Raw genomic sequence first — 22,427 nt, 5'->3', positions numbered from 1 at the left:
GCTGATTGCCAAGGGCATGCTGACGTTCCGCAATCCGAATAAGTTCTTTTTCTTCACCGCGAGCAAGCCAAGCCGTCACGCCGCAAAGGCGTTCCTCGCGCGCCTGAAAGCCGCAAGGCCGACCGCGATGCCGCCTTCACGCCGAAAGTGTTCCTGCGCCAGCTTAAGAAGATCGCGTCCTGGGGAGCGCAATCCCCGCAGGAGTTGGGCATCAACCTGCAGCCGGTACTCGTTGTCAATGGAGACCACGACATTATGGTCCCGAGCGAGAACTCGCGGAATCTCGCGCGCCGCATACCGGGTGCCGAACTCGTCCTCTACCCAGATGCCGGCCACGGCGGCATCTTCCAGTATCACGAACTCTTCGCCGACTGGGAGGTCGCGTTTCTCAAATCCTGAAATTCTTCGCGACATTGCGAGCATCGGCGAAGGACATTGAGCAACTACCTTTCCCAATTCACCATCCTCTTCGAGAAAGACGACAGCGCCATGCAAGGCAGGCTATCGCCATCTGCTCCCCGAAAGCGAGGCGTCCGCATCCCTCTATTGGCAACGTTCGCGAGCGGGTAGCTGGAAGTCAAAGCGGTCATCTCGCGGAGATGAACGAGCGTTCGATGTCGGAAGTGTAAAGGACGCCTGAGTGTCTGGAAGTGGGTCAAGTTGACTGGGCCGATATCCGTTGATCCTGATCAGTCTTCGCCGGCTTCCAGCAATACGCGCAGGCGTTCCGCATCCGCGGGCGATGCGGGGTTGTAGATGATCATGCCGAGTTCGGGCCGCCCTTCGACGGCGAAGGAGGAAAACTCCATCGCAAGCAGTCCGACATCGGGGTGATGGATGCGCTTCACGCCCTCGGTGTGAGCGACCACGTCGTTGTCCCGCCACAGCGCCTCGAACTCGGGGCTGATCCGGGACAGTTCGGCGACTAGGTCGGCCGTCGCCGTGCTGTTGTTGGCGCCCGCGCGCGCGGCGTCCGCGCGAAAGGCACCGACGACGTAGCGGGCGATGCCGTCCCAATCTTCGTTCCGGGCGCGGACATGGTCGCTGCCGAACATCAGCCGAAGGATGTTCCGACCTTCGCGCGGCAGCTTGGCATAGTCGGTCAGCAACAGCGCCGCCGCCCGGTTCCAGCCGACGACGTCCCACATCGCGGTCTTAATGATCGCAGGGCTCAGCACCATTCCGTCGAGCACGCGCTGAAGCCGGGGGCTGATACCATCGACCGGCTGGTAGCGCGCCTCGGGCAGGCGGCCGAGGCCGAGCATATAGATGTGCTCGCGTTCCGGCTCGGTGAGCATCAGGCCCTTGGCGATGCGGTCGAGCACGTCCGCCGATGGTGCCCCACCACGACCTTGTTCCAGCCATGTGTACCATGTCGGGCTGATATTGGCGCGGTTTGCCACCTCTTCTCGGCGCAGCCCCGGGGTACGGCGCCGTCCGCCGCCGAACCCGAACGCCGCCGGGTCAAGACGCGTTCGCCGATCGCGAAGATAGGTTCCGAGCGGGTTCGGCGTTTCGCTGGCCATGGTCGATCCTGTTACACGTTATACCACGATAATGTCACTACTTTAACACGGTCGAGGCGGTCGCGATACGTCGGCTCAGGCAACAAGGAGATTTCCCATGCGTGTGTTTCTAACCGGCGCGACCGGATTCATCGGCTCGCAGGTAGCTCAAGAGCTGCGCGATCACGGCCATCAGGTGCTTGGCCTCACCCGCTCCGACGCGGGTGCCCGTCACCTGGAAGCGGCCGGCGTCGAAGTCCATCGCGGCGACCTGGAACAGCCCGAGACGCTCGCGAGTGGCGCTGCGGCGGCCGACGCGGTGATCCACTGTGCGTTCGACCATAATTTCGAGACTTTCTTCGAGAACACCAAGAAGGACGAACGCAACATCGCGGCGATGGGCGACGCGCTCGCGGGAACCCGGAAGCCTATCCTGATCACATCGGGCGTCGGCATCGGTACGCCGCTCAACGGCGGCCCGGCGACCGAGGACGTGCTCAACCCGCGCCATGCCAACCCGCGCATCGCGACCGAACTCGCGGGTGCGGCGTTGATTGCACGCCGCATCGACGTGCGCACCATCAGACTGCCGCAGGTGCACGACACTACCAAGGCCGGGCTGATCACCCCGCTGATAGCGGAGGCGCGTCGTGCGGGCGCGGTAGCGTATCTCGGCGAGGGGCACACACGCTGGGCCGCAGCGCACGTCAGCGACGTGGCAAGGCTTTACGTACTGGCATTGGAGAACGGGGAGCCGGGCGCGCGTTACCACGCCTCGGTCGAAGAGGGCGTCACCGCACGCGCCATCGCCGAGGCGATCGGAAAGGGAACCGGGCTGCCCGTCCGCTCGGTCGCAGCCGACGAGGTCCAGCGCTATTTCGGCTGGATGGCACCGTTCGCAGGTCTAGACATGACCGCATCCAATGCCTGGACGCGCGCGCGCCTTGGATGGCAACCGACGGGTCCTGACCTGCTCACGGACCTCGCCGCGACGGATTTTTCGGCGCTCTAAGGCTTGATCAACGGCCATCGCTCGCTGGCGTGCCGAGCCGGCGAGCGACGACGTACGCCGTTTTCCGAGATGACGGGATCGTCGATGCCAATTCGAGTGGTGATGCCTACGCGCTACCGAGGCGAAGGGATGTCCGTTCGGGTAGTGTCTGAACTTTCGCGAATGGCGACTTCTAAGTCGCGATTTATAGCGCCGATAAAAGTTTCCACACGCGACCGAACAGCCTAGACGGCGCCATCCCCGGGGGGCCGCTGATGCGCGGCTGAGAGGTGGGCCGCAGCCCATGACCCGCTGAACCTGATCCGGTTGATACCGGCGTAGGGAGGGTTGGCGGCGCGTCCGTCGTCCCTCCGTGTGGAGTGGACCCGAGACGATGCCGGCTGTGATCCCGTGTTATGAAGTGATGTTGAGGCGCAGCGCGTTGGCGCTGGCGGCGGGGCTGTTGGCGATGCCTGGCGCCGCCTGGGCGCAAGACGCCGACGACCAGAATACGGACATCCGGGTGGTCGGTCACCGCGACCCCGAGGGGCTGTTGCCCGATCAGACCGTTCCCAATGCGGTAAGCGCGATCTCAGGCGATTTCATCGTCAAGCAGGCACCGACGCTCAATGCGTTCCAACTCGTGAACCTGTTGCCCGGGGCAAACGTGTCGTCGAGCGATCCTTACGGCCTCTCGACGAGTTCGAGCCTGACGTTGCGCGGGCTTGGGCAGGACGAGATCGGCGTGCTGATGGAGGGGGCGCCGCAGAACGACATCGGCTATTACTACGCCTATCCCTCGCAGTTCGCCGATCCCGAGAATCTGAAGCAGATCGCGCTTGCGCCGGGCGGCGTGGACATCGACGCGCCGACCGTAGTCGGAGCGGGCGGGTTGCTGTCGCTTTCGCTCGACGATCCGCGCGCGCGGGCAGGGGCGCTGGTGGACCTGTCGCTTGGATCCTACGCCGCACGGCGCGCCTTCGTGCGGGTGGATAGCGGCACGATCGGCAAGACCGGGCTGAAGGCGTTTCTCTCCTACTCGAACACCCGTGCCGACAATTGGCGGGGCGCGGGGTATGATACGCGCCAGCATGTCGACGCCAAGCTGCTGAACGAATGGGGCGACGGTAACCGTGCCAGCCTCGCGCTGTCGTTCAACGACGCCAACAGCTCGAGCTATCCCAGCCCGACACTCGCCGACTGGAAGGCGGAGGGGCGGAACTTCAACTACAATGCACAGTACACCCCCGGGAACACGAACTACTGGCGGCTGTATCGCGCGCCGTTCCGCAACCTGTACGCGTCGGCGCCGGTCCACCTGAAGCTCGGCGATCGGCTCGCGCTCGACAGCACGAGCTATCTCCAGTTCGGCTATGGCAACTCGCCGTACGGTACCGAGCTCGCTACGACGGGCAATTACCTCGGCACCGAAGCGCTCGGCCCGATTGCGTTGCCGGGCGCCGTCGATGGGGTCGCGACGGTCTTGGGCAATTACACCGGCGACCAGGCCCGCGCGGGCAACGTCACCAAGCTGACCTATCAGGCGGGCGCGCACCGCATCACCGCCGGCCTGTGGTTCGATCGCGGCACCGACCGCGTCACGCAATCCTACACGTCCATCGGCGCGGACGGCGAGCCGATCGACCGCTGGGGCTACCGTGCCAAGGCGATCCGCACCGCCGACGGCCGCCTTCTCGCCTATGAGAACCAGCGCACCGTCACCATCACCAAGGCGTTCTTCATCGCCGACCAGATCGCGGTGACGCCGCGATTTGCGGTCGATGTCGGGTTCAAGGGTGTCGATGTGCTGCGCAACGGTCGCACCTATCTGCCCGGCCCGCAGGGCAAGGTGCGCCGCGACGGTTTCGCCGCGCTGCCGCGCGCGGCTGTGCATTATGCCCTCGACGACCGGCAACAGCTGTTCGCCAACATCACCACCAACTTCCGCCCACCCAACGAGTTCACGCTCTACAACAGCTATTATGCCGGCGAGGTCGTCACGGCCGGAACCGATGCGCTCAAGAACGAATATTCGGTTTCGGATGAGATCGGCTATCGCTTCATTGGGCCAAGCTTCTCGGCGTCGGTGACGGGCTTCCATTACAAGTTCCGCAATCGGCAGCTTGCAACGGTGGTCGACAGCGGCGGTGCGCAGGTCAGTTCCACGCTGAACGCCGGTGGGCAAACCTCCTACGGCGTCGATGCGGAAATCGATTATCGTCCGGCGCACGGTGTCAGCGTCTATCTCTCGGGCGAATATCTACACGCGCGGATCGACGACGATCTGCCGGTCGGCGGGGATTTCCTGCCGACCAGGGGCAAGCGCGCTGTGTCGAGTCCGACCCTCCAGTTCGGCGGCGGCGGCACGTATGACGACGGGCGCCTGTTCGGCAGCATCGCCGGCAAATATGTCGGGCGCCAATATGCGACGTTCATCAACGACGAGAGCATCAAGGGCTATGCGACGCTCGATCTGTCGATCGGCGTACATTTGGCGGACTGGATCGACGGCAAGCGCACCGATCTGCGTATCAATGCCATCAACGTCACCGATCCTCACGTCCTGTCGGGCGTCCAGGCGGTCAGCACCAACGCGCGGGACGTCGTGGGGCGAGGCGGCACGATCATTTCGGGGTCTGCACCGGCCTATTATATCGGGAGCGGCGCGGCGGTGATGGCGACCGTGTCGCGCGGGTTCTGAGCATGGCCGTGGCTGAAGGCGCCGGGCATCTGGTTCACGGTATGGGCATCGACCTGGAGGCGCCGACCTGGCCCGCCATCACGGACGACGAAGCGGCGGGGGTCCTGGTCCAGTTCCCCTCTGCCGGACGTATTCAGGGGCTGCGCTGGCATTCGCCGCGGCCGTTTTCGGCAGCGACCCTGATCGATACCACGCGCGGGTCGTTCCTGCTCAAGCGGCACGATCGACAGGTGCGGTCGGTATCGGGGCTGGCGCAGGAGCACGCCTTCATCGCGCATCTTGCCGCCGCCGGGCTTGCGGTTCCGCAGGTGGTGCCGGCAGCTGACGGCACTAGCGCGATCGCAGTCGGTCAAGGCACCTACGAACTTCATCGTCGATCGGCGGGCGCCGATCTGTATCGCGAGAGGCCATCCTGGACGCCGTTCCTGTCGCCCGCACATGCGCACGCGGCCGGCGTCGCGCTCGCGCGGTTGCATGAGGCGTCGCGCGGGTTCGAAGCGCCGGCGCGCACGGTCCAGCCGCTGGTCGCCAGTTTCACCATCCTCCCCGCGACCGAGCCGATGGCTGCGGCGGAAGCCTATGTCGCGGCGCGCCCGGCGCTGGCCGCGTTTCTGGCGGGCCGGCCATGGCGGGGACAGCTGGCGTCCCTGTTCGCGGCGTCGGCAGACGGCCTCGCTTCCCGCTTCGCCGGTCACAATCCGCTATGGACGCATAACGACTGGCATCCCTCCAACCTGCTCTGGGCGCCAGACGGCACAGTGCAGACAGTCTTCGATTTCGGACTGGCCGACCGGACGTCTGCGGTACACGACCTGGCCACCGCGATCGAGCGGACCGCCATCGCGTGGCTGAGGCTGGGGCAGGGCGACGCCATCGCCGACCCGGACGCCGCATTGTCGCTGCTCGCGGGGTATGCGACGATCCGCCCGCTCTGCTGCCACGAAATCGAGACCATCCTTCGCCTGTTGCCGCTGGTGCATATCGAATTCGCGTTGTCGGAAATCGCGTATTTCGCCGGCGTCCTCTGCGATCCCGCAGCAGCGGCGCTTGCCTGGGACGGGTACCTTGTCGGCCATGCCGAATGGTTCCTGTCGGCGTCGGGGCAGGATTTCCTGGCGCGCATCGGCGGGCGTGTCTGATGTCGATGCTCGAAATCGTCGCGGTCGTCGTTAGCTTCGCAGCGATCTGGCTGACGGCCAAGCGCAACATGCTGTGCTGGCCGCTGAACCTCGTCGCGTGCGCGCTGTATTTCAAGCTGTTCCTTGATGTGCGGCTCTACGCCGACATGGTATTGCAGGCCGTCTTCGGCATCGGCATCCTCTATGGCTGGGTGGTCTGGGCACGCGGCAGACGCGATACCGGTTTGGTCGATGTGATGGCGCTATCGCGATTTCAGGCTTGGCTGGGGCTAGGGGCGGGCGCGATCTGCGCCGTCGCAATCGGCTGGTACACCAGCCACCATACCGACGCGGCGCTCCCGTGGATGGATGCCACGCTCAGCAGCTTCAGCCTCGTCGCGCAATATTGGACGGCGCGTCGCCACCGCGAAAGCTGGTTACTCTGGATCGCGGTGGATATCGCATATGTCGGGATGTTCGTGGTCAAGGGGCTGATGCTGACGGCCGGGCTCTATGCGGTGATGATCGCGCTGGCGGTTGCGGGTTACCGAGAGTGGCGGGCGCGACAGGTTGGGTACGACGGGCGATAAGCCTGGACAGGCTTATGGGTGAAAGACCATTCGGGCACGACGATGTTGGCGCAGCTTAACGTCGAGTGCAGAGTGGCGTCGAACGACTGCAAAAGGCTGGGCCGTACTGCGGCGTACTCATATGATTATGTAGTCGTTTCTGCTCGGGGAAACGAAGTACTTGAATGGTCCCCCACGCGGTTCTTACCATGCGCTGACCATTTCGCGGGCCGCGTCCTTTCGCTCGGGCCGGACGGACCGCTTCGTCTCCTTCTGCTCGACGATAGCTCAATCCCGACCCGTCGTCCTGACGCGATTTCGCCCATTCGAACTCCGGCCACGTCGTAGCCGCAAAGCTTGCTATTGGTCGCGAAGTCGAACAGCGGTCGTACAGGGCGTTGCTAGTCGGCGAAAAGCGGATCGGCCATACCTGCTGGTGTTTCAGGAGGCGATTTGCGCCCAGAAGCCCTCCCTTATTTCAAGGGCGGCGGTTTCGAGCGGCATCGATTGACGGATGCCTTGGAGCATGAGACGATCGGCTTCCCTCCTTAGCTAATCGCCAAAACTACCCCCGCACGCCGAGTTGGGCACCCCAAGCCGCCATCCGTTCAACTGCCGAGCCTCGTTCACTCGTCCAGCTGTCTGGCCTGCCCAACCATCGCCTTCAGCGTCAGCGCGTCCTGGGTCGCGTGGTCGTCGATGTCGTTGTTGAAGTAGATCCATACGTCCCGCCCCTAGCCAGCTTGCGCGATGCCGGCCTAGCCCCAAGTGTGACGAGCAAGCGGAAGCAACAGGATCTCGGGCGGCAGGCCTTCGAGGTCGCGGACCGCGTCGAACCCGAACCAGCGCTCGCCGCAGCCGAGCGGATATACTGACCAGTTGGCGATCGTATCCCATTGCTGCGGGCGATAGCGCTTGCGCGAAACGAACATGCCGTCGCGACGCTCGTCCGCAACTTCTTTCTCGCGCGCGATGACGTGGATGCGCGTTTTAGGGAAATTCCGCCTCGTACGACGCATTCGTGAGCGTTCGCCGCATCTTGCTGATGGCTACTGGGTGGCTTCGCCGCCGCCAAGGTCAACACCGACGGTTCTCGAACCTCGTCGCCGGTACAGCCCGTCGCCTGCGTATCAGCGCGCCCGGCTGTACCGGCGTACGCAGCGAACAAAAACGGTCTCGCCCCCCCCGCGACGGAGGCCGTCACGGCGTAACGGCTTTGTTTCGGTCCGCCGGTCAAGAAGCAAGAGAAGCCCGCATTCAACGCCTCCAATGAGATTTTATGCGCATATGTTTTAACCCATCCCCTCGCATCGCCGCACTGCACAGTCTATGTGGGCATCATGCCGAAGACGCTCAGTTTCTTCCCTACCTCCCTTGGTGCTCAGGGCTGATGACCTGGCTGGAAAAGCTCGGGATCGTCGTGGCGATGGTCCTGTTCATGGAGTGCTTCGCGTGGGCGGCGCATCGCTATGTGATGCACGGCTGGGGCTGGGGCTGGCACAAGTCGCATCATGAGGAGCATGAGGGCTGGTTCGAGAAGAACGATCTCTACGCGATCGTCTTCGCGGTCGTGCCGATGGTGCTGTTCGTCGTCGGGCTGTGGTGGGAGCCGTTGTGGTGGGTCGCGCTCGGGATCACCGTCTATGGCGGCATCTACGCGTTCGTGCACGACATGCTGGTCCACCAGCGCGGCGGGTTCCGCTGGGTTCCCAAGCAGGGCTATTTCAAGCGGCTGCTGCAGGCACACCGCCTCCATCATGCGGTCGAGGGCAAGCACGGGACGGTCAGCCACGGCTTCCTGTTCGCGCGCAAGCCGGCGGTGTTGAAGGCGCAGTTGCGCGCCAATGCGGACCCGCAGCGCCGCGCCGCGCGTCCGGTCGACGTCCCCGCGACACCCGCAGCGGACCGGTGAGCGCGGCGTTCTCCGTGCCAGCCGACCGTGCCCGGCGACAGACGTGGGTCGGCGTCGCGCTGGCCGTCGCGATCATGTCGGCATGGCTGGCGATCCACATTACCGCGATCTTCTTGTGGCACTGGAGCCTAGCTGCGCTGCCGCTCGCCGCGGTGGTGGTGCTCGTCCAGACCTGGCTCAGCACCGGGCTGTTCATCGTCGCGCATGATTCGATGCACGGCGCGCTGGCGCCGGGGCATCCGCGCCTCAACCGGCTGATCGGCGCGACCTGCCTGTCGCTCTATGCCTGCCTGTCCTATGCCGCGCTGCTGCCGCGGCATCATCTTCATCACGAGCAGACGGGTAGGGACGGCGATCCCGATTTTCACGGCGGCGATCCGAGCCTGGTCGGCTGGTTCGGCCAGTTCTTCCGGACCTATTATTCGCACGGCCAGATCGTCCGCATCACGCTGGTCGCGCTGGTCTACACGCTGCTGCTCGGTGCGCCGCTCGGCAATATCGTGCTGTTCTGGGCGGTCCCGGCGCTGGGTGCGGTGGCGCAGCTGTTCGTGTTCGGCACCTGGCTGCCGCACCGCGAGCGCGACGAGCCCTTTGCCGACGACCACCGCGCGCACAGCCTTACGGTCGGCAAGACGGTCTCGCTGCTGACCTGCTTCCATTTCGGCGGCTATCACCACGAACATCATCTGTCCCCCGGGACGCCGTGGTGGGGGTTGCCGGCACGACGCCGCAGCCTCGCGGCCAATTCCGCCGATCGGCAGTCCGCGGGCGCCCGCGCATGACACTAGCGATCATCCTGTCCGCGCTGGCGATGACGGTGATCGTCGGCGTCCGCTACCTCCTCGTTTCGGGCGCGTTCGCCTGGGTGACGCGGCGTAAATATCCGGGGCTGTACCTCGGCCTCGATCCGCAGGTCCGCCGCGAGATCGTCTGGAGCCTCGCGTCCGCAGCGCTCTACGGCATTCCCGCGGGCATCGTTGCCTGGGGCTGGCAGCATCGCGGCTGGACTTTGGTCTACAAGGACATCCACGCCTATCCGCTCTGGTACTGGCCGGTCTCGGTGTTCGCGTACTTGCTGCTCCACGACGCCTGGTTCTACTGGACGCATCGCTGGATGCACCGGCCGGCGCCGTTCAAGCTCGCGCATGCGCTGCATCACGCCAGCCGCCCGCCCACCGCATGGGCGGCGATGGCGTTTCATCCGATCGAGGCGCTGACCGGCGCGGTGGTCATTCCGCTATTGGTCTTCGTCGTCCCGATCCACATCAGCGGTCTCGCGGTCGTGCTGACGATCATGACCGTGATGGGTGTCACCAACCACATGGGCTGGGAGATATTCCCGCGGTTCATGTGGCAAGGGCGTCTCGGCGGCTGGCTGATCACCGCCAGCCATCATCAGCGCCATCACGAACTCTACGCCTGCAACTACGGGCTGTACTTCCGCCACTGGGACCGGCTCTGCCACACCGATCGCGGCATAGGCGACTTTGCGCGCGAGCATGCGCGAGCTGCGCGCAAGGTCAACCCGCAACCGTCATAGCCGCATCGACCAGCTGCCCCGCGCGACCAAATCGCACCGCGATCGTTGGACTGGTTCGGGCGCACCGATCCACCCCGTGCCCGGAAGGAACAGCATGATGGCGGACCTCGATCTTCACGACCTGTCCAAGAAGATGGCGAAGCTCGACTTCACGATGATGGCGACGCGGCCGCCCGACGGCACGATGACCGCGCGCCCGATGAGCAACAACGGCGATGTCGACTACCACGGCGACAGCTACTTCTTTGCGTATGCGGACTCGCGGAAGATCGCCGACCTCCGCGCCGACCCGCACGTCCTGCTCAGCTACACCGGTGCAGCCGGCATGCTCGGCGGCCCGCCGCTGTTCGTCACGGTCGAGGGCAGGGCCACGCTGATCGAGGACAAGCAGGCGTTCGCCGACCATTGGACCAAGGATCTCGACCGCTATTTCCCCGAAGGCATCGACACCCCGGGCGTCGTGATGATCCGCGTCGATGCAAAGGCGATCCGCTATTGGGACGGCGCCGACGAAGGCACGATCTCGGTCTAGGATCGCCCGGCAACCGCCGAAAAGCGACAGGGCGGGGGGCGATTACGGGCCCCCCGCCCGACGTCCGTGCAACGATCCCGCCCGCTCCTCGTTCGTCGTGCATCCCCATCGATATCGAAGGATCGACATGTTCGGACTCACCAAGAAGGTGCGCTACGCCGTCGTCGGCGGCGGCCAAATCTCGCAGCAGGCGTTCATGCCGGGCATCGCGCGCACCAACAATTCTGAACTCGCCGCGCTCGTCACCGGCGACCCGGTCAAAGCCGACGAACTCGCCAAGCTCTATGGCATCAAGGCGTGGTCGTACGACCAATATGGCGAGCTGCTGACGTCGGGCGAGATCGATGCCATCTACGTCGCCACGCCGAACTTCCTGCACATGCAATATGCCGTGCCCGCGCTGGAGGCCGGCATCCACGTCCTCCTCGAAAAGCCGATGGCGTCGAGTGTTGCAGAGGCCGAGCAGATCCTGGCCGCGCAGCAAAAGGGCGGCGCAAAGCTGATGATCGCGTATCGCCTCCACCACGAACCGGGCACCGTCGAGATGATCACCCGCGCCCGCAACGGCGACTTCGGCGACCTCCGCAGCTTCGCATCGGTGTTCGCGCAAGACGTCGCGGAGGCCAATTCGCGCGGCCATAACGGCTATTGGGGCGGCCCCGTCCCCGACATGGGCACCTATCCGCTCAACGCGGTCCGCAATCTGTTCGGGCAGGAACCGATCGCGGTGCACGCCGTCGGTACCAAGGCCCCCGATCGCGGGTTCAATTTCCACGACACCGTCGCCGTCACGCTGCGCTTCCCCGACGAACGCCTCGCCCAGTTCAGCGTCAGCTACGCCACCGCCTCGTCGGAATTCTTCGAACTCATCGGGACCAAGGCGAGCATCCACGCCTCGCCCGCGTTCATGTTCGGGCCGAAGATCGGCATCGCCTATGTCGAGAAGACGGCCAAGGGCAGCAAGGAGCACGGCTTCGATCCGGTCGAGCAGTTCGGCAACGAGACGCAGTATTTCTCCGACTGCATCCTGAACGACGTCCATCCCGAAGCCGATGGCGACGAAGGCCTGCGCGACATGCGCGTCCTCGCCGCCATCGAGCAGTCGTTGACGACCGGCGAGACCGTGACACTGGAACCGCTCGCGCGGACTCGGCACGTGCAACCGGATCAGGCGCTGAAGCTCAAGCCCGCAAAGGAGCCCGGCGAGGATGAGATGATCAGCATCATCCCGCAGTCGGCGTAACCGCGCAGCCGGGCGGGTCGCCAAGGTAGCGGCCCGCCCGGTTACCGCGCGGGATCACCGTAGCGGCAGGAACACGTCGGTGATCGCGTCATGCGCCGGCACCAGCGGAAAGAATTTCAGCCGCTGGCAATAGAGCGGAAAGTCGCGCAACTCCTCGCCGCTGGCCGGCAGCCAGTCGCGGTAGAGGAAAAGTGCCGCGGGCTCGAGGTCGTCCCCGGCCGTTCCGAGCAACCGGAGCGATGCTACCCGGCCACCGGGGATCGACCCGGCTTCGACCCCGTCGTCATTCGGCGGAATCGCGCGATCGCTCCCGACGCAGATCTGCATGCGGAACTCGGCGGCCGGCGTCGATCGCGTATCCGTCGGGAAGACGCCGAACAGCGGCAGGTCCGGGTCGGTGAGCCCGTTTGCCCGCCGCCACGCGGTGAACCGCGCGACGGTGGCGTCGATCGACGACGGCTCGCCCACGTGAGTCATCATCGCCACCGGCGTCGCGGGCACCTCCCGGATCGTGACATCGCCGAATGAAAACCGCTGCATGACCTTGCCCCTTGCCTGGTGAAACGATGAGAACGCCGTATCCAGCGCCGCCCAGTCCGGCGCGCCACGGAACGCCGACGGCGCCTGGCCAAAACGTCGACGGAAGGCGCGGGCGAACGCGTCCGGCGCGTCATAGCCTGCCTCCAGCGCGATCTCCGTCACGCTGAGCGCAGGCGAGGTGGCCAGGCGGCGGGTGGCGCGTTTCAGCCGGGCAAGCTGGACGTAGCGGTGCACCGACAGGCCGAACATTGCCGTGAACTGGCGGTGGAAATGGAATTTGGAAAAGGCGGCGATCCCGCTCAGGGCATCGAGGTCGAGCGTGTCGTCCAGGTGCCGGTCGATATGGTCGAGCACGCGGACCATGCGCGAGCGGTAGGTGTCGGCCGGCTCGGATCGGGCGTTCTTCATGCCTCGTTCTTAGCGCGGCGAACGAGGCCTGCTCGACCGATCTTGCTGTCTTGCCCACAGCATCGCGAAGAACGCCATCGACCGCCCCGCGGCGATCGATGGCGTCGCGATCAGAAGCGCCGGCGGATCGTCCCGAACACCTGCCTCGGCGAACCAGCCTGCATCGTGTTGTTGAGCGACGACGCATTGTTGAAGAACTGGCCCGAGCCCAGCGCGGCGATGTATTTCTGGTCGGTCAGGTTCACCGCGTTGACCTGGACTTCCACTCCGGCGAGCGCGCTCGTCGTGGGGAAGCGATAGCCGATAGCGGCGTCGAACAGCGTGTAACCCTTCACCGTCACGTCGCCGGTATAAGTGACGTTGCGCCGCGAAGTGAAGGCACCTGCGACGTTCCCGAAAACCGTGCCGTCGTCATAGTTGATCTCGCCCTTCGCCAGATGCGCGGGGGTGTCGACGGTGCGGACGCCCCTGGTCGCGACGAAGGCGGTGCCGTTGACGGTGTCGTCGTCATAGGTGCTGTCGTTGTACGAATAGGACGCGATCAGCGAAAGCGGGCGGCTGACCTGATAGGTCGCGCCGACTTCGACGCCGCGGCTGGTCACGCTGCCGACGTTCTGCAGGATGCTCGGGTTGCCGAGGATGTTCGCGCCGCTAAACGCCGCGAGCAGGCGGTTCTTGAACTTGACGTCATAGCCCGCGATCACGCCGCGAAGCTTGCCGAGGTCGAACCGCCAGCCGCCCTCGATCGTGCGCGAGGTCTCGGGCTTCAGCGTGTCCCGGATCGCCTCGAAGCCGACTTGCGTGGTGCCGAACGGTCCGCGGAACGAACTGATATAGGCGCGCATGTTCTCGGCATAATTCGCGAAGAACTCCTGCCGGCCGGCCCGATAGGTCGCGCCGACCTGCGGCTGGAACCAGTCCTTCGCCGCGATCCTGCCGTTAATCAACGGGGTGCCGAACGTCGTCGTGATGCCGTTGGCGACGCGCGCGCCCTTGAACCCGCCGGCGATCGTCAGCGCGTCGAACACTTTCCAGCTGTCGCTGACGAAATATTGGTTGGTGACCGTCGTCAGGTCGGTCAGGAAATCGCTACGGAACGGGTTCTTCAGGAAGTCGGTGACGTCCGGCTGGTTGGTCAGGCTCGCCGCATAGTAATTGCGGTCGGTGCTGGCGCGGTTGTCCTCGTGCCAATAGCCGATCTGCAGCGTGTGGGCGCCGAGCTTGGCAGTCGCGTTGGCGATCCCGCCGTCACGGTTGATCCCGTATTCGGTGGTCCGCACCGACAGCGCGAAGCCGTCCGGCGAGAACACCGCGGGGGTGTAGATGCCGCCGCTGCCCTTGTCGTAATGATGGTAATAGGTCGCGCTGGCGTCGAGCCAGTCGGCGATCGGCACGTCCAGCGTCATCGCGCCGAGCCAGTCGCGACGGACGCCGCCGCTGTCGTAATAGGTGTCGTTGACGTTGGTGTACGGCGTCGGGAACGCGACCCCGGCGGTCGGGAAGGGCAGCGCGCGCTTGGCGGCGGCGGCGGTCTGGTTCGCGCTGACCTGCGACAACAGGATCGCGGTCGCATAGTCGGGGCGCAGGAAATCGAGGCCGTAGCCGATCCGACCTAGCGTGGCGGGCGACAGATCGGCGTAGTTGCGCTCCTTGTGCAGCGAATAATTGAGCCAGCCGGTCAGCTTTGCGTCGCCCAGCTTCTGGACGATCTTGCCGTTCACCTTGGTGTCGGACTGGTTGCCATATCCCTTCCACTTGCCCGCATCGTGGATCACGCCCGACACCGACAACAGCGTGCCGGTGGACAGTTCGCCGCTGTCGAGCCGGCCGTAGAGATGCACGGTATCGTACATGCCGTACGTCAGCGCGACCTCGCCGCCCATCACCTCCGACGGCGCGCGAGACACGAACTCGAGGTTGCCGCCGAGGTTGCTGGTCGATGCGATGCCGAGCGAGCCGGCGCCCTGCGACACGTCGACGCGCGCGATGTTCTCGGCGGCGATCGCGCGGCTGACGTGCAGGCCGTTGTGACCGTTGTAGAACATGTCGCCGAGCGGCACGCCGTCCAGCGTATAGCCCATCTGGCTCTGGTTGAACCCGCGCACCGACAGCCGCGTGCCGAGCTCGTAGCTGCCGAACGGATCCGAACTCTGCAGCGCGACGCCGGGCAGCCGCGCTACGGCTTTGAGCGGCGAACTGCCGGGCGGCAGGATCTCGATCGCCTTGCGCGATACCGTCTGTTCCTGGCGGACCTTGCCGGTGCCATAGACGACGATCTCGCCGCCCGTGTCGCCGTTGGTGTCCGGCGCGTCCTGCGCAGGCTCGGCTGCGCTCTGGGCAAAGGCGGGGCAGGCGACAGCCAGCATCGCGCTCGCCGAAGCTAGCAATAGCGTCTTCAAAATCACTGGGGGTCCCGCCTGGTCAGATTGTGCGCGTCGCCGCTCGGGCGACGATCGTTGCCGATTGACTAGGCTGCGACCGGGATGGTTTGATGACGGCGGCGCTACGGATTTATGACGGTTGGCGCGGATGTCGCGCGCCGGTTATGGACGCGAACCACGGCGTCATGGGGAGAGCGAATGTCCGAAGACTATGCGCATGGCCGGCGCGACGGGCTGCGGCTGGCGCTCGCCATCCTCGCGGCCGAAGAGGCGAAATGGGCGGCGTTGCTCGGCGAGAGCCGCTCGGGGCGGACCAACGCGGTGCGCCAGGTCCGGCACAAGGCGTTGCAGGTCGGGCAGCAGCGCATCCAGACGGTGCTCAACCGGTTGACGCCCAAGGACGCCGAGAAGACGATCAGCGACGAACTCGCGGCCGCACTCGACAGTATCGGCCTCTGACCCCGGTCAGGCGCCGACGCCGCGTTCGTGCGCCCAGACCACCGCGGCGCTGCGCCGGTTGACGCCGATCTTGGCGTAGAGCCGCGCGACATGGTTGCGCACCGTGTTGCGCGACAGGTCCAGCCGCTCGGCGATCGCTGCGTCGTCGAGGTCCTGGCAGATCAGCTCCAGCACCTCGCGTTCGCGTTTGCTCAGGTCGGTCGCAGGCGCATCCGCACCTCCCGTCGCCCCCGATCGCGGGTTCCGCAGCGTCGCGAGCTTGTCCATGATCGAGCGGCTGAGCCAGTTCGCGTCCTTCATCACCGCCTCGATCGCCTCGACGAGCTCCAGTTCGCCGCGCCGCCGTGCAGATATGTCCTGGTACAGCCACAACACGCAGGGCTTGCCGTCCATCCCGATCCGCTCCGCCGACGCCAGGCAATCCATCGCCTCGCCGTCCTTGCGTAACAGGCGGACGTCGTGGCCGCGGAAGCCGCCGCTGTCGCGGATCTCGTGTTCCAGCCCCTCGCGTTGCGCGGCATCGTTCCACAATTGCAGGTCGTCCGCGATCCGGCCGATCACCGCCGCCTCGTCATAGCCGGTCAGCGTCTTGAAGGCGGCGTTGACCTGAACGATGCGGTTGTCGTCGCCCTCGGTCACGACCATCGCGACCGGTGCCATCTCGAACACCGACGCCAGATGCCGCTCGCTCGCCTGCAATGCCCGTTCGGCACGGCGCCGCGGTTCCAGGTCGGCGAAGGTGAACAACAGGCAATCCTCGTTGGCGACCTCGATAGGCTGACCCGCCAGCACCACCAAGGTGGTGTCGCCCCCCGCGAGCGGCAGTTCCGCTTCGAGTTGCGGCACCACCTCGCCCTTCGCGACGCGGTCGCGGACGAACGCCTTGCGGTCGACCTCGACAAGGAAATCGAATTCGAACAGCGTGCGCCCGACGATGTCGTCGCGCGCGTAGCCCGAGAGATCGAGGAACCCCTGATTGACCAGTACGAAGCGCTGATCGGCGACGCGCAGGATCAGCGCCGGGGCGGGGTTGGCGTGGAACATCGCCTCGAACCGGTCCTCGGCATCGAACCGCTCGGAGACGTCGTTGATCACCAGCCCCAGGCAATCGGGCTCACCGCCATCCTCGTCCATGACGATGTCGCGGACCTGGTGGACCCAGCGGGGCTCGTCGGCGCCGGCCGGTGCGACCTCGACGATCAGGTCGGGAAAGCTTTCGCCCGCGAGCAGCCGCATCAACGGATATTCGCGCCGCGGCAGGCTGTGGTGGTTGCGATAGCGCAGCGAAAAGCGCGCCGCATACTCGTCCGCGGTCTCCCCCAGCTCCTTCAACGTCGCGACGCCGTGCATCTTCAGCGCCGCGGGGTTGGCGCTGAGGATAATCCCGGTCGGATCGATCAGGATTACGCCCTCCAGCAACCCGGTCATCAGCTGTTCCAGATGATGCAGCGTGGGCTGGTGCAGCGGCTTTGGCGAAGGCTTGGTCATCCTGCAACAGCGCGGCGCGGCGCGGTCGGTTCCGGCGCGATCTACCAATTACCCTGGTATCTCCGCACTAGGTTCCCCGCCTGCCTGCCGATCCTGGAACTGAACCGAATGCGGAATGCATCCGTTTGAGCCCCAGTAACACTTAGTTTCGGGAGCACATCATGAACCTCATCATCCTTCTCGTCGTCGGCGGTCTCATCGGCTGGGTCGCCAGCATGATCATGCGCACCGACGCACAGCAGGGGATCTTCCTGAACATCGTCGTCGGCATCGTCGGCGCATTGCTCGCTGGATTCATCATCACGCCCCTGATCGGCGGCGCATCGATCATGGACGGTGCGCTCAACATCCAGTCGATCCTGATTTCGCTGGTCGGCGCGGTGATCCTGCTCGCCATCGTCAACATGGTGCGCCGCGGTTCGGTTCGCTGAAATCCACGTTCGGTATTCGGGGGAACGGCGCGCCATCCGCGTCGTTCTTTCCGGGCCACTAGAGCCCCTCAACCATAAAAACTTAGGAGACGACAATGATCGTTCGAGCACTCACCACCTGCGGCGCGCTGCTGCTCTCATCCGGCGCCATGGCACAGGCCGCGACCCATGCCGGTTCGCACAACCCCGCCATCAAGAACAGCAATGCCGCCAAGGTCGCCGCACCCGCCGCCGGCGCCAACTCGTTCTCCGAGGATCAGGCACGCGGCCGGCTGACCAAGGCCGGCTACAGCACGGTTTCGAAACTGACCAAGGACGGCAACGGCGTCTGGCGCGGCACGGCGATGCGCGCCGGCAAGAAGGTCCAGGTCGGGCTGGACTACAAGGGCAACGTGACGACCCGCTGACACCAGACTTTAGGAGAGAGATGATGACCAAGACCATTACGCGCCTGTTCGACGATTATGCCGACGCCACCACCGCCCTCGGCGAGCTAGAGCGCCTCGGCGTGCCGCATGACGCGATCAGCATCGTCGCGAACAATGCCGATGGCGCGCACGGCGATGCCGCCGCGACGATCGGCGACGTCAACGATCACGGCGACGTCGGTCGCGGTGTCTCGACCGGTGCCGCGCTTGGCGGAGCCGGTGGTTTGCTGGCCGGCCTCGGGCTGCTGGCGATCCCGGGCCTGGGTCCGATCGTCGCCGCAGGCTGGCTCGCCGCGACCGCGGTCGGCGCCGGCATCGGTGCAGCGGGCGGCGCGGCGACGGGCACGATCGTCGGCGCGCTGAAGGAAGCAGGTCACACCGACGACGAGGCGCATGTCTATTCGGAGGGCGTCCGTCGCGGCGGCACGCTGCTCAGCGCACGCGTCGACGACAGCCTCGTCGGTGCGGCAGAAGACGTGCTCGATCGCAGCCGTTCGGTCGACGCGGCAACCCGCGGCGCCGACTATCGTCAGAGTGGCTGGAGCAGCTTCGACGAGGCAGCACCGGCGTACACGCGAGACGAAGTCGCGGCCGAACGCGATCGCCGCCGGCTGACCCCGACGACCTACTGATCGCATTGTCGATTGAAGAAACGGCCCGCCTCACGGCGGGCCGTTTTTTTTGCGTGGCCGAGATCGGAGAGCCGGCACGATATTAATCCGGACAGCTTTCCGCACCTGATGCGTTCGGCCCCCGAACACATGAGGAATGGTCGATGGAAGTTATTGCGTTGCAGTCGCCCGGCGGGCTGGATCGGCTTCGGGTCGAGGATCGCGCCGACCCGGGCCAACCCGGTCCCGGCGAAATCCGCGTCGCGCTGCACGGCAGTTCGCTCAACTACCATGATCTCGGCATCGTCCTGGGCAAGATGCCGAGCGCGGACGGGCGCGTGCCGCTTGCCGACGGCGCTGGCGTCGTCGAGGCGGTAGGGCAGGGCGTGACCGAGTTCGCAACCGGAGACTTGGTCGTATCGTGCTTCTTCCCCGAATGGCAGGACGGCACGCCGACGATCGGCGATTTCTCCGGAACGCCGGGCGACGGTATCGACGGATTCGCACAGGCTGCCGTGGTGCGTCCGGCGACCGCTTTCACGCACGCACCGAAGGGCTTCGACGCGGTCGAGGCGGCGGCGATCACGACGGCCGGGCTGACCGCGTGGCGCGCGCTGGTCGTCGACGGCAAGCTCAAGGCGGGCGACACCGTGCTGCTGCTCGGCACTGGCGGCGTATCCATCTGGGCGCTGCAGATCGCCAAGGCGATGGGTGCCACCGTGATCATCACGTCATCCTCCGGCGACAAGCTCGAGCGCGCACGCAGCATGGGCGCGGACTTCACCGTGAACTACCGCGAGCAGCAGGATTGGGGCCGCGCGGTGCGCGACTGGACCGGCGGGCGCGGCGTCGATCATATCGTCGAGGTCGGTGGCCCAGGAACGCTGGCCCAGTCGATCGAGGCGGTCCGCGTCGGCGGCCACATCTCGCTGATCGGCGTGCTGACCGGCGCCAGCGGTGAGGTGCCGACCGCGGCGCTGATGGGGCGACAGGCGCGGCTTCAGGGCCTGATCGTCGGCAGCCGTCGCGAACAGCAGGACTTCGTCCGCGCGCTCGACATGGGAACGATCAGGCCCGTGATCGACCGCCGCTTCGCGCTCGACCAGCTTGCCGACGCGTTCCGCTTCCAGATGAACGGCGAGCATTTCGGCAAGGTCGGCATCGAATGGTAACGACCGACGGCGTGGCCCTGCACCCGGCCATCGCCACGTCGCGCGTCGCGGTGATCACCGGTGGCGCCAGCGGCATCGGTCTCGCCGCCGCGCACCGGCTCGGCGCAGCCGGGATGCGTATCCTGATCGCCGACATCGACGAGGAGCAGTTGGCCGTCGCTGCGAGCGAATTGCGGAGCGCCGGCTATACCGTGTCCGCCTTGTGCACCGACGTCAGCGACGCCGGCGATATCGCGGCGCTGCGTGACGCCGCGGACAGGCTGGGCGATGTGTCCCTGCTGATGAACAACGCCGGGCGCGAAGGCGGCGGCGGGATCCTCGCGGGGGCCGAAATATGGGAACGGACGATCGCGACCAATCTGATGGGCGCGGTGTACGGCGTGCAGGCGTTCCTGCCGGCGATGCTCGCAGCGGATTGGCCGTGCGCGATCGTCAATACCGGATCGAAGCAGGGCATCACGCTGCCGCCGGGGGACACCGCCTATAACGTCAGCAAGGCGGCACTGAAGGCCCTGACCGAGAGCTTGGCGCACGACCTGCTGGCAACGGGCGGGCGCATTTCGGCGCATCTGCTGATACCGGGCTTCACGTTCACCGGCTTCACCCGCCGCCGTGGTATCGACGCGCAGCCGGCTGCGGCCTGGAGCGCGGACGAGTTGGTCGAGTTCATGCTTCCGGCTATGGCACGCGGCGACTTCTACATCCTGTGCCCCGACAACGACGTGACGCGTGAAACCGACGCGCGTCGGATCGCGTGGGCCGCAGGCGATATCATCGAAAACCGTCCGGCCCTATCGCGCTGGCACCCAGACTATTCCGCAGCCTTTGCCGCGCATATGGAAGGCGACGCCTGACGTGACGACCGATACAACCTACGAAACGATTGCAGACCCCGCGCCGCCAACCGTCCGACGCCCGTTCGTGCTCGCCGCGGTGATGGCGGCGTCGTTCATGATCGCGATCGAGGCGACGATCGTGTCGACCGCGATGCCGCAGATCGCCGGGCAGCTCGGCAACCTCCAGCTCTATTCCTGGGTGTTCTCGTCGTTCCTGCTCGCGCAGACCGCGACCACGGTGGTGTTCGGCAAGCTGGCCGATCTCTATGGCCGGCGCTCGGTGCTGCTGGTCGGCATCGCGATCTTCTTGGTCGGGTCCGTGCTGTGCGGTTTCGCCTGGTCGATGCCCGCGCTGATCGCGTTCCGCCTGATCCAGGGGCTGGGTGCCGGTGCGATCCAGCCGGTGTCGATGACGGTGATCGGCGACCTGTATCCGGCGCACGAGCGCGGCAAGGTGCAGGGCTGGTTGGCCAGCGTATGGGGCGTGTCGTCGGTGATCGGTCCGCTCGCGGGCGGGCTGATCATCCAGCATGTCAGCTGGGCGTGGATCTTCTGGATCAACGTGCCGATCGGGATCGCGGCCGCCGCCGGCTTCTTCTTCTTCCTGCGCGAGACGGTGTCGACTCAGGAGCGCAGCGTCGACGTCGCGGGCGCCGGGCTGTTCACCGTCGCGGTCGCCTCGCTGATGGTCGCGCTGACCGAGGCGGGGGCAGGGGCGACATCGGTGACGCTCGCGGCCGGGCTGGTGTGCGTGGTCGCCGCCGTGCTGTTCGTCCTGCAGGAACGCCGCGCGCGTGATCCGATGATCGCATTCGCGCTGTGGGCGCATCGCTCGCTCGCCGCGACCAACGCCGCGACGCTGTTCAGCGGCATGGCGGTGATCGGGCTCACCACCTTCCTGCCGATGTACGTCCAGGCGGTGATGGGCCGCTCGCCGCTGGTCGCGGGGTTCATGCTGACCGCGATGGTGCTGGGCTGGCCGATCGCCGCAACTCTCGGTGCGCGGAACTTCGGCCGCTTCGGGCTGCGGCCGATCTTGATCGCGGGGGCAACGCTGTTGCCGCTCGGCGCGATCGCGTTCGTCGTGCTGTCACCGACCATGTCGCCGCTGGTCGCGGGCCTTGGTTCGCTGGTGATGGGGTTCGGCATGGGCTTCTTCAGCACCGCCGCGATCGTGCTGATTCAGGACAGCGTCGGCTGGGCCGAACGCGGCGCCGCGACCGCCTCGAACATGTTCGCGCGCAACCTCGGCAGCACGCTCGGCGCAACGGTGCTCGGCGCGATCCTCAATGCCAGCCTTGCACGCGGTCATGCGGGGTCGCTCGACCAGATCCAGCAGTTGCTCGTCCGGCACGGGTCGACCGTCGATAGTCTAGCCAGTCGTGCTGCACTCGCGCACGGCCTGCATCTGACGTTCTGGGGCGTATTCCTGATCGCGGCAACCACCCTCGCACTGTCGGTATTCGTGCCGCGCGTCGTGTTCGGGCAAAAGTCCTGACGTCATCCAATCCGCACTACGCATCGTATCAATATTTTGTGAACGCCTTGCGGTTACCTGCAAC

22 protein-coding genes and 1 riboswitch are annotated in these 22,427 nt (G+C 65.8%); of the genes, 17 read left to right on the top strand and 5 right to left on the bottom strand.

Features of this window, described 5'->3' with window-relative positions; translation table 11 throughout:
* Window positions 1-147: 147 nt before the first annotated feature.
* Window positions 148-399 carry an alpha/beta fold hydrolase gene (locus SJY20_RS10770; RefSeq protein WP_380786888.1) on the top strand — a complete coding sequence of 84 codons (252 nt, stop codon included), beginning with the start codon at window positions 148-150 and terminating at the stop codon, window positions 397-399.
* Window positions 400-689: 290 nt separating this feature from the next.
* Here the strand turns inward: SJY20_RS10770 and SJY20_RS10765 are convergent, their stop codons facing one another.
* A complete protein-coding gene (locus SJY20_RS10765) occupies window positions 690-1,526 on the bottom strand; it encodes a helix-turn-helix transcriptional regulator (RefSeq protein WP_380786886.1) in 837 nt (278 codons plus the stop codon).
* 97 nt (window positions 1,527-1,623) lie between these two features.
* On the opposite strand from SJY20_RS10765, the gene SJY20_RS10760 reads away from it, so the two are divergent.
* From SJY20_RS10760 to pnuC, 4 genes are all read left to right on the top strand, one after another.
* Window positions 1,624-2,517, top strand: a complete 894-nt coding sequence (locus tag SJY20_RS10760) for an SDR family oxidoreductase (RefSeq protein WP_380786885.1) — start codon at window positions 1,624-1,626, stop codon at window positions 2,515-2,517.
* 231 nt (window positions 2,518-2,748) lie between these two features.
* Window positions 2,749-2,858: riboswitch (TPP riboswitch) on the top strand.
* 62 nt (window positions 2,859-2,920) lie between these two features.
* Window positions 2,921-5,197: a TonB-dependent receptor gene (locus tag SJY20_RS10755; protein WP_380786883.1), complete on the top strand. Its 2,277-nt coding sequence runs from the start codon at window positions 2,921-2,923 to the stop codon at window positions 5,195-5,197.
* A gap of 8 nt (window positions 5,198-5,205) precedes the next feature.
* Window positions 5,206-6,336, top strand: coding sequence for a phosphotransferase enzyme family protein (locus SJY20_RS10750; protein WP_380788658.1), 1,131 nt, complete (start codon window positions 5,206-5,208; stop codon window positions 6,334-6,336).
* Entirely contained in the window at window positions 6,336-6,905 is a 570-nt protein-coding gene (gene pnuC / locus SJY20_RS10745; protein ID WP_380786882.1) for a nicotinamide riboside transporter PnuC, read from the top strand. Before SJY20_RS10750 ends, pnuC begins: the two co-directional genes overlap by 1 nt.
* Window positions 6,906-7,642: 737 nt before the next feature.
* On the opposite strand, the gene SJY20_RS10740 is transcribed toward pnuC, so the two are convergent.
* On the bottom strand, window positions 7,643-7,816 hold the full coding sequence (locus SJY20_RS10740) for a hypothetical protein (protein ID WP_380786880.1): 174 nt from the start codon (window positions 7,814-7,816) through the stop codon (window positions 7,643-7,645).
* A 458-nt stretch (window positions 7,817-8,274) separates the two neighbouring features.
* Here SJY20_RS10740 and SJY20_RS10735 point away from each other — a divergent pair, with 458 nt between their 5' ends.
* The 5 genes from SJY20_RS10735 to SJY20_RS10715 all read left to right on the top strand — a co-directional run bounded on the left by SJY20_RS10735 (window position 8,275) and on the right by SJY20_RS10715 (window position 12,111).
* Window positions 8,275-8,796, top strand: coding sequence for a sterol desaturase family protein (locus SJY20_RS10735; protein ID WP_380786878.1), 522 nt, complete (start codon window positions 8,275-8,277; stop codon window positions 8,794-8,796).
* A gap of 14 nt (window positions 8,797-8,810) precedes the next feature.
* Window positions 8,811-9,578 carry a fatty acid desaturase gene (locus tag SJY20_RS10730; protein ID WP_380786876.1) on the top strand — a complete coding sequence of 256 codons (768 nt, stop codon included), beginning with the start codon at window positions 8,811-8,813 and terminating at the stop codon, window positions 9,576-9,578.
* On the top strand, window positions 9,575-10,336 hold the full coding sequence (locus SJY20_RS10725) for a sterol desaturase family protein (RefSeq protein ID WP_380786874.1): 762 nt from the start codon (window positions 9,575-9,577) through the stop codon (window positions 10,334-10,336). Before SJY20_RS10730 ends, SJY20_RS10725 begins: the two co-directional genes overlap by 4 nt.
* Before the next feature lie 97 nt (window positions 10,337-10,433).
* The gene (locus tag SJY20_RS10720; protein WP_380786873.1) at window positions 10,434-10,868 is read left to right on the top strand and encodes a pyridoxamine 5'-phosphate oxidase family protein; all 435 of its coding nucleotides are present in this window, start codon (window positions 10,434-10,436) and stop codon (window positions 10,866-10,868) included.
* A gap of 127 nt (window positions 10,869-10,995) precedes the next feature.
* The gene (locus SJY20_RS10715) at window positions 10,996-12,111 is read left to right on the top strand and encodes a Gfo/Idh/MocA family protein (RefSeq protein WP_380786871.1); all 1,116 of its coding nucleotides are present in this window, start codon (window positions 10,996-10,998) and stop codon (window positions 12,109-12,111) included.
* Between the two features lie 54 nt (window positions 12,112-12,165).
* Here the strand turns inward: SJY20_RS10715 and SJY20_RS10710 are convergent, their stop codons facing one another.
* Together SJY20_RS10710 and SJY20_RS10705 are read right to left on the bottom strand one after the other, a co-directional pair.
* Window positions 12,166-13,014: a GyrI-like domain-containing protein gene (locus SJY20_RS10710; RefSeq protein ID WP_380786870.1), complete on the bottom strand. Its 849-nt coding sequence runs from the start codon at window positions 13,012-13,014 to the stop codon at window positions 12,166-12,168.
* Window positions 13,015-13,169: 155 nt separating this feature from the next.
* Complete coding sequence (locus SJY20_RS10705) at window positions 13,170-15,425, bottom strand: TonB-dependent receptor (RefSeq protein WP_380786868.1); 2,256 nt, start codon at window positions 15,423-15,425, stop codon at window positions 13,170-13,172.
* 213 nt (window positions 15,426-15,638) lie between these two features.
* On the opposite strand from SJY20_RS10705, the gene SJY20_RS10700 reads away from it, so the two are divergent.
* A complete protein-coding gene (locus SJY20_RS10700; RefSeq protein WP_380786867.1) occupies window positions 15,639-15,899 on the top strand; it encodes a hypothetical protein in 261 nt (86 codons plus the stop codon).
* A 6-nt stretch (window positions 15,900-15,905) separates the two neighbouring features.
* Here the strand turns inward: SJY20_RS10700 and SJY20_RS10695 are convergent, their stop codons facing one another.
* Window positions 15,906-17,387, bottom strand: coding sequence for a PAS domain S-box protein (locus tag SJY20_RS10695; protein ID WP_380786865.1), 1,482 nt, complete (start codon window positions 17,385-17,387; stop codon window positions 15,906-15,908).
* Between the two features lie 161 nt (window positions 17,388-17,548).
* Between SJY20_RS10695 and SJY20_RS10690 the strand changes: the two genes are divergently transcribed.
* The 6 genes from SJY20_RS10690 to SJY20_RS10665 all read left to right on the top strand — a co-directional run bounded on the left by SJY20_RS10690 (window position 17,549) and on the right by SJY20_RS10665 (window position 22,363).
* Window positions 17,549-17,818, top strand: coding sequence for a GlsB/YeaQ/YmgE family stress response membrane protein (locus SJY20_RS10690; protein ID WP_380786863.1), 270 nt, complete (start codon window positions 17,549-17,551; stop codon window positions 17,816-17,818).
* A 95-nt stretch (window positions 17,819-17,913) separates the two neighbouring features.
* Window positions 17,914-18,225 (top strand): hypothetical protein, encoded by a 312-nt coding sequence (locus tag SJY20_RS10685; protein ID WP_380786861.1) that lies wholly within the window; start codon window positions 17,914-17,916, stop codon window positions 18,223-18,225.
* Between the two features lie 23 nt (window positions 18,226-18,248).
* On the top strand, window positions 18,249-18,878 hold the full coding sequence (locus SJY20_RS10680; RefSeq protein WP_380786860.1) for a hypothetical protein: 630 nt from the start codon (window positions 18,249-18,251) through the stop codon (window positions 18,876-18,878).
* A 143-nt stretch (window positions 18,879-19,021) separates the two neighbouring features.
* On the top strand, window positions 19,022-20,029 hold the full coding sequence (locus SJY20_RS10675) for an NAD(P)-dependent alcohol dehydrogenase (RefSeq protein WP_380786858.1): 1,008 nt from the start codon (window positions 19,022-19,024) through the stop codon (window positions 20,027-20,029).
* Entirely contained in the window at window positions 20,023-20,883 is an 861-nt protein-coding gene (locus SJY20_RS10670; protein ID WP_380786857.1) for an SDR family NAD(P)-dependent oxidoreductase, read from the top strand. The genes SJY20_RS10675 and SJY20_RS10670 overlap by 7 nt, the downstream gene beginning before the upstream one ends.
* Before the next feature lies 1 nt (window position 20,884).
* Window positions 20,885-22,363: an MDR family MFS transporter gene (locus SJY20_RS10665; protein WP_380786855.1), complete on the top strand. Its 1,479-nt coding sequence runs from the start codon at window positions 20,885-20,887 to the stop codon at window positions 22,361-22,363.
* Window positions 22,364-22,427 lie beyond the last annotated feature (64 nt).

Origin of the sequence: Sphingomonas sp. R86521 (assembly GCF_042466235.1) — a bacterium.
GTDB lineage: Bacteria > Pseudomonadota > Alphaproteobacteria > Sphingomonadales > Sphingomonadaceae > Sphingomonas.
Note: the sequence above shows the minus strand (reverse complement) of the source record. Positions and strands in the feature narration are given on the sequence as shown.

Bases quoted from the DNA above. Each gene is read 5' to 3' on its own strand.
- SJY20_RS10765 (WP_380786886.1), bottom strand. From the start codon at position 1,526: ATGGCCAGCGAAACGCCGAACCCGCTCGGAACCTATCTTCGCGATCGG.
- SJY20_RS10760 (WP_380786885.1), top strand. From the start codon at position 1,624: ATGCGTGTGTTTCTAACCGGCGCGACCGGATTCATCGGCTCGCAGGTA.
- SJY20_RS10755 (WP_380786883.1), top strand. From the start codon at position 2,921: ATGTTGAGGCGCAGCGCGTTGGCGCTGGCGGCGGGGCTGTTGGCGATG.
- pnuC (WP_380786882.1), top strand. From the start codon at position 6,336: ATGTCGATGCTCGAAATCGTCGCGGTCGTCGTTAGCTTCGCAGCGATC.
- SJY20_RS10740 (WP_380786880.1), bottom strand. From the start codon at position 7,816: ATGTTCGTTTCGCGCAAGCGCTATCGCCCGCAGCAATGGGATACGATC.
- SJY20_RS10735 (WP_380786878.1), top strand. From the start codon at position 8,275: ATGACCTGGCTGGAAAAGCTCGGGATCGTCGTGGCGATGGTCCTGTTC.
- SJY20_RS10725 (WP_380786874.1), top strand. From the start codon at position 9,575: ATGACACTAGCGATCATCCTGTCCGCGCTGGCGATGACGGTGATCGTC.
- SJY20_RS10720 (WP_380786873.1), top strand. From the start codon at position 10,434: ATGGCGGACCTCGATCTTCACGACCTGTCCAAGAAGATGGCGAAGCTC.
- SJY20_RS10715 (WP_380786871.1), top strand. From the start codon at position 10,996: ATGTTCGGACTCACCAAGAAGGTGCGCTACGCCGTCGTCGGCGGCGGC.
- SJY20_RS10710 (WP_380786870.1), bottom strand. From the start codon at position 13,014: ATGGTCCGCGTGCTCGACCATATCGACCGGCACCTGGACGACACGCTC.
- SJY20_RS10705 (WP_380786868.1), bottom strand. From the start codon at position 15,425: ATGCTGGCTGTCGCCTGCCCCGCCTTTGCCCAGAGCGCAGCCGAGCCT.
- SJY20_RS10700 (WP_380786867.1), top strand. From the start codon at position 15,639: ATGTCCGAAGACTATGCGCATGGCCGGCGCGACGGGCTGCGGCTGGCG.
- SJY20_RS10695 (WP_380786865.1), bottom strand. From the start codon at position 17,387: ATGACCAAGCCTTCGCCAAAGCCGCTGCACCAGCCCACGCTGCATCAT.
- SJY20_RS10690 (WP_380786863.1), top strand. From the start codon at position 17,549: ATGAACCTCATCATCCTTCTCGTCGTCGGCGGTCTCATCGGCTGGGTC.
- SJY20_RS10685 (WP_380786861.1), top strand. From the start codon at position 17,914: ATGATCGTTCGAGCACTCACCACCTGCGGCGCGCTGCTGCTCTCATCC.
- SJY20_RS10680 (WP_380786860.1), top strand. From the start codon at position 18,249: ATGACCAAGACCATTACGCGCCTGTTCGACGATTATGCCGACGCCACC.
- SJY20_RS10675 (WP_380786858.1), top strand. From the start codon at position 19,022: ATGGAAGTTATTGCGTTGCAGTCGCCCGGCGGGCTGGATCGGCTTCGG.
- SJY20_RS10670 (WP_380786857.1), top strand. From the start codon at position 20,023: ATGGTAACGACCGACGGCGTGGCCCTGCACCCGGCCATCGCCACGTCG.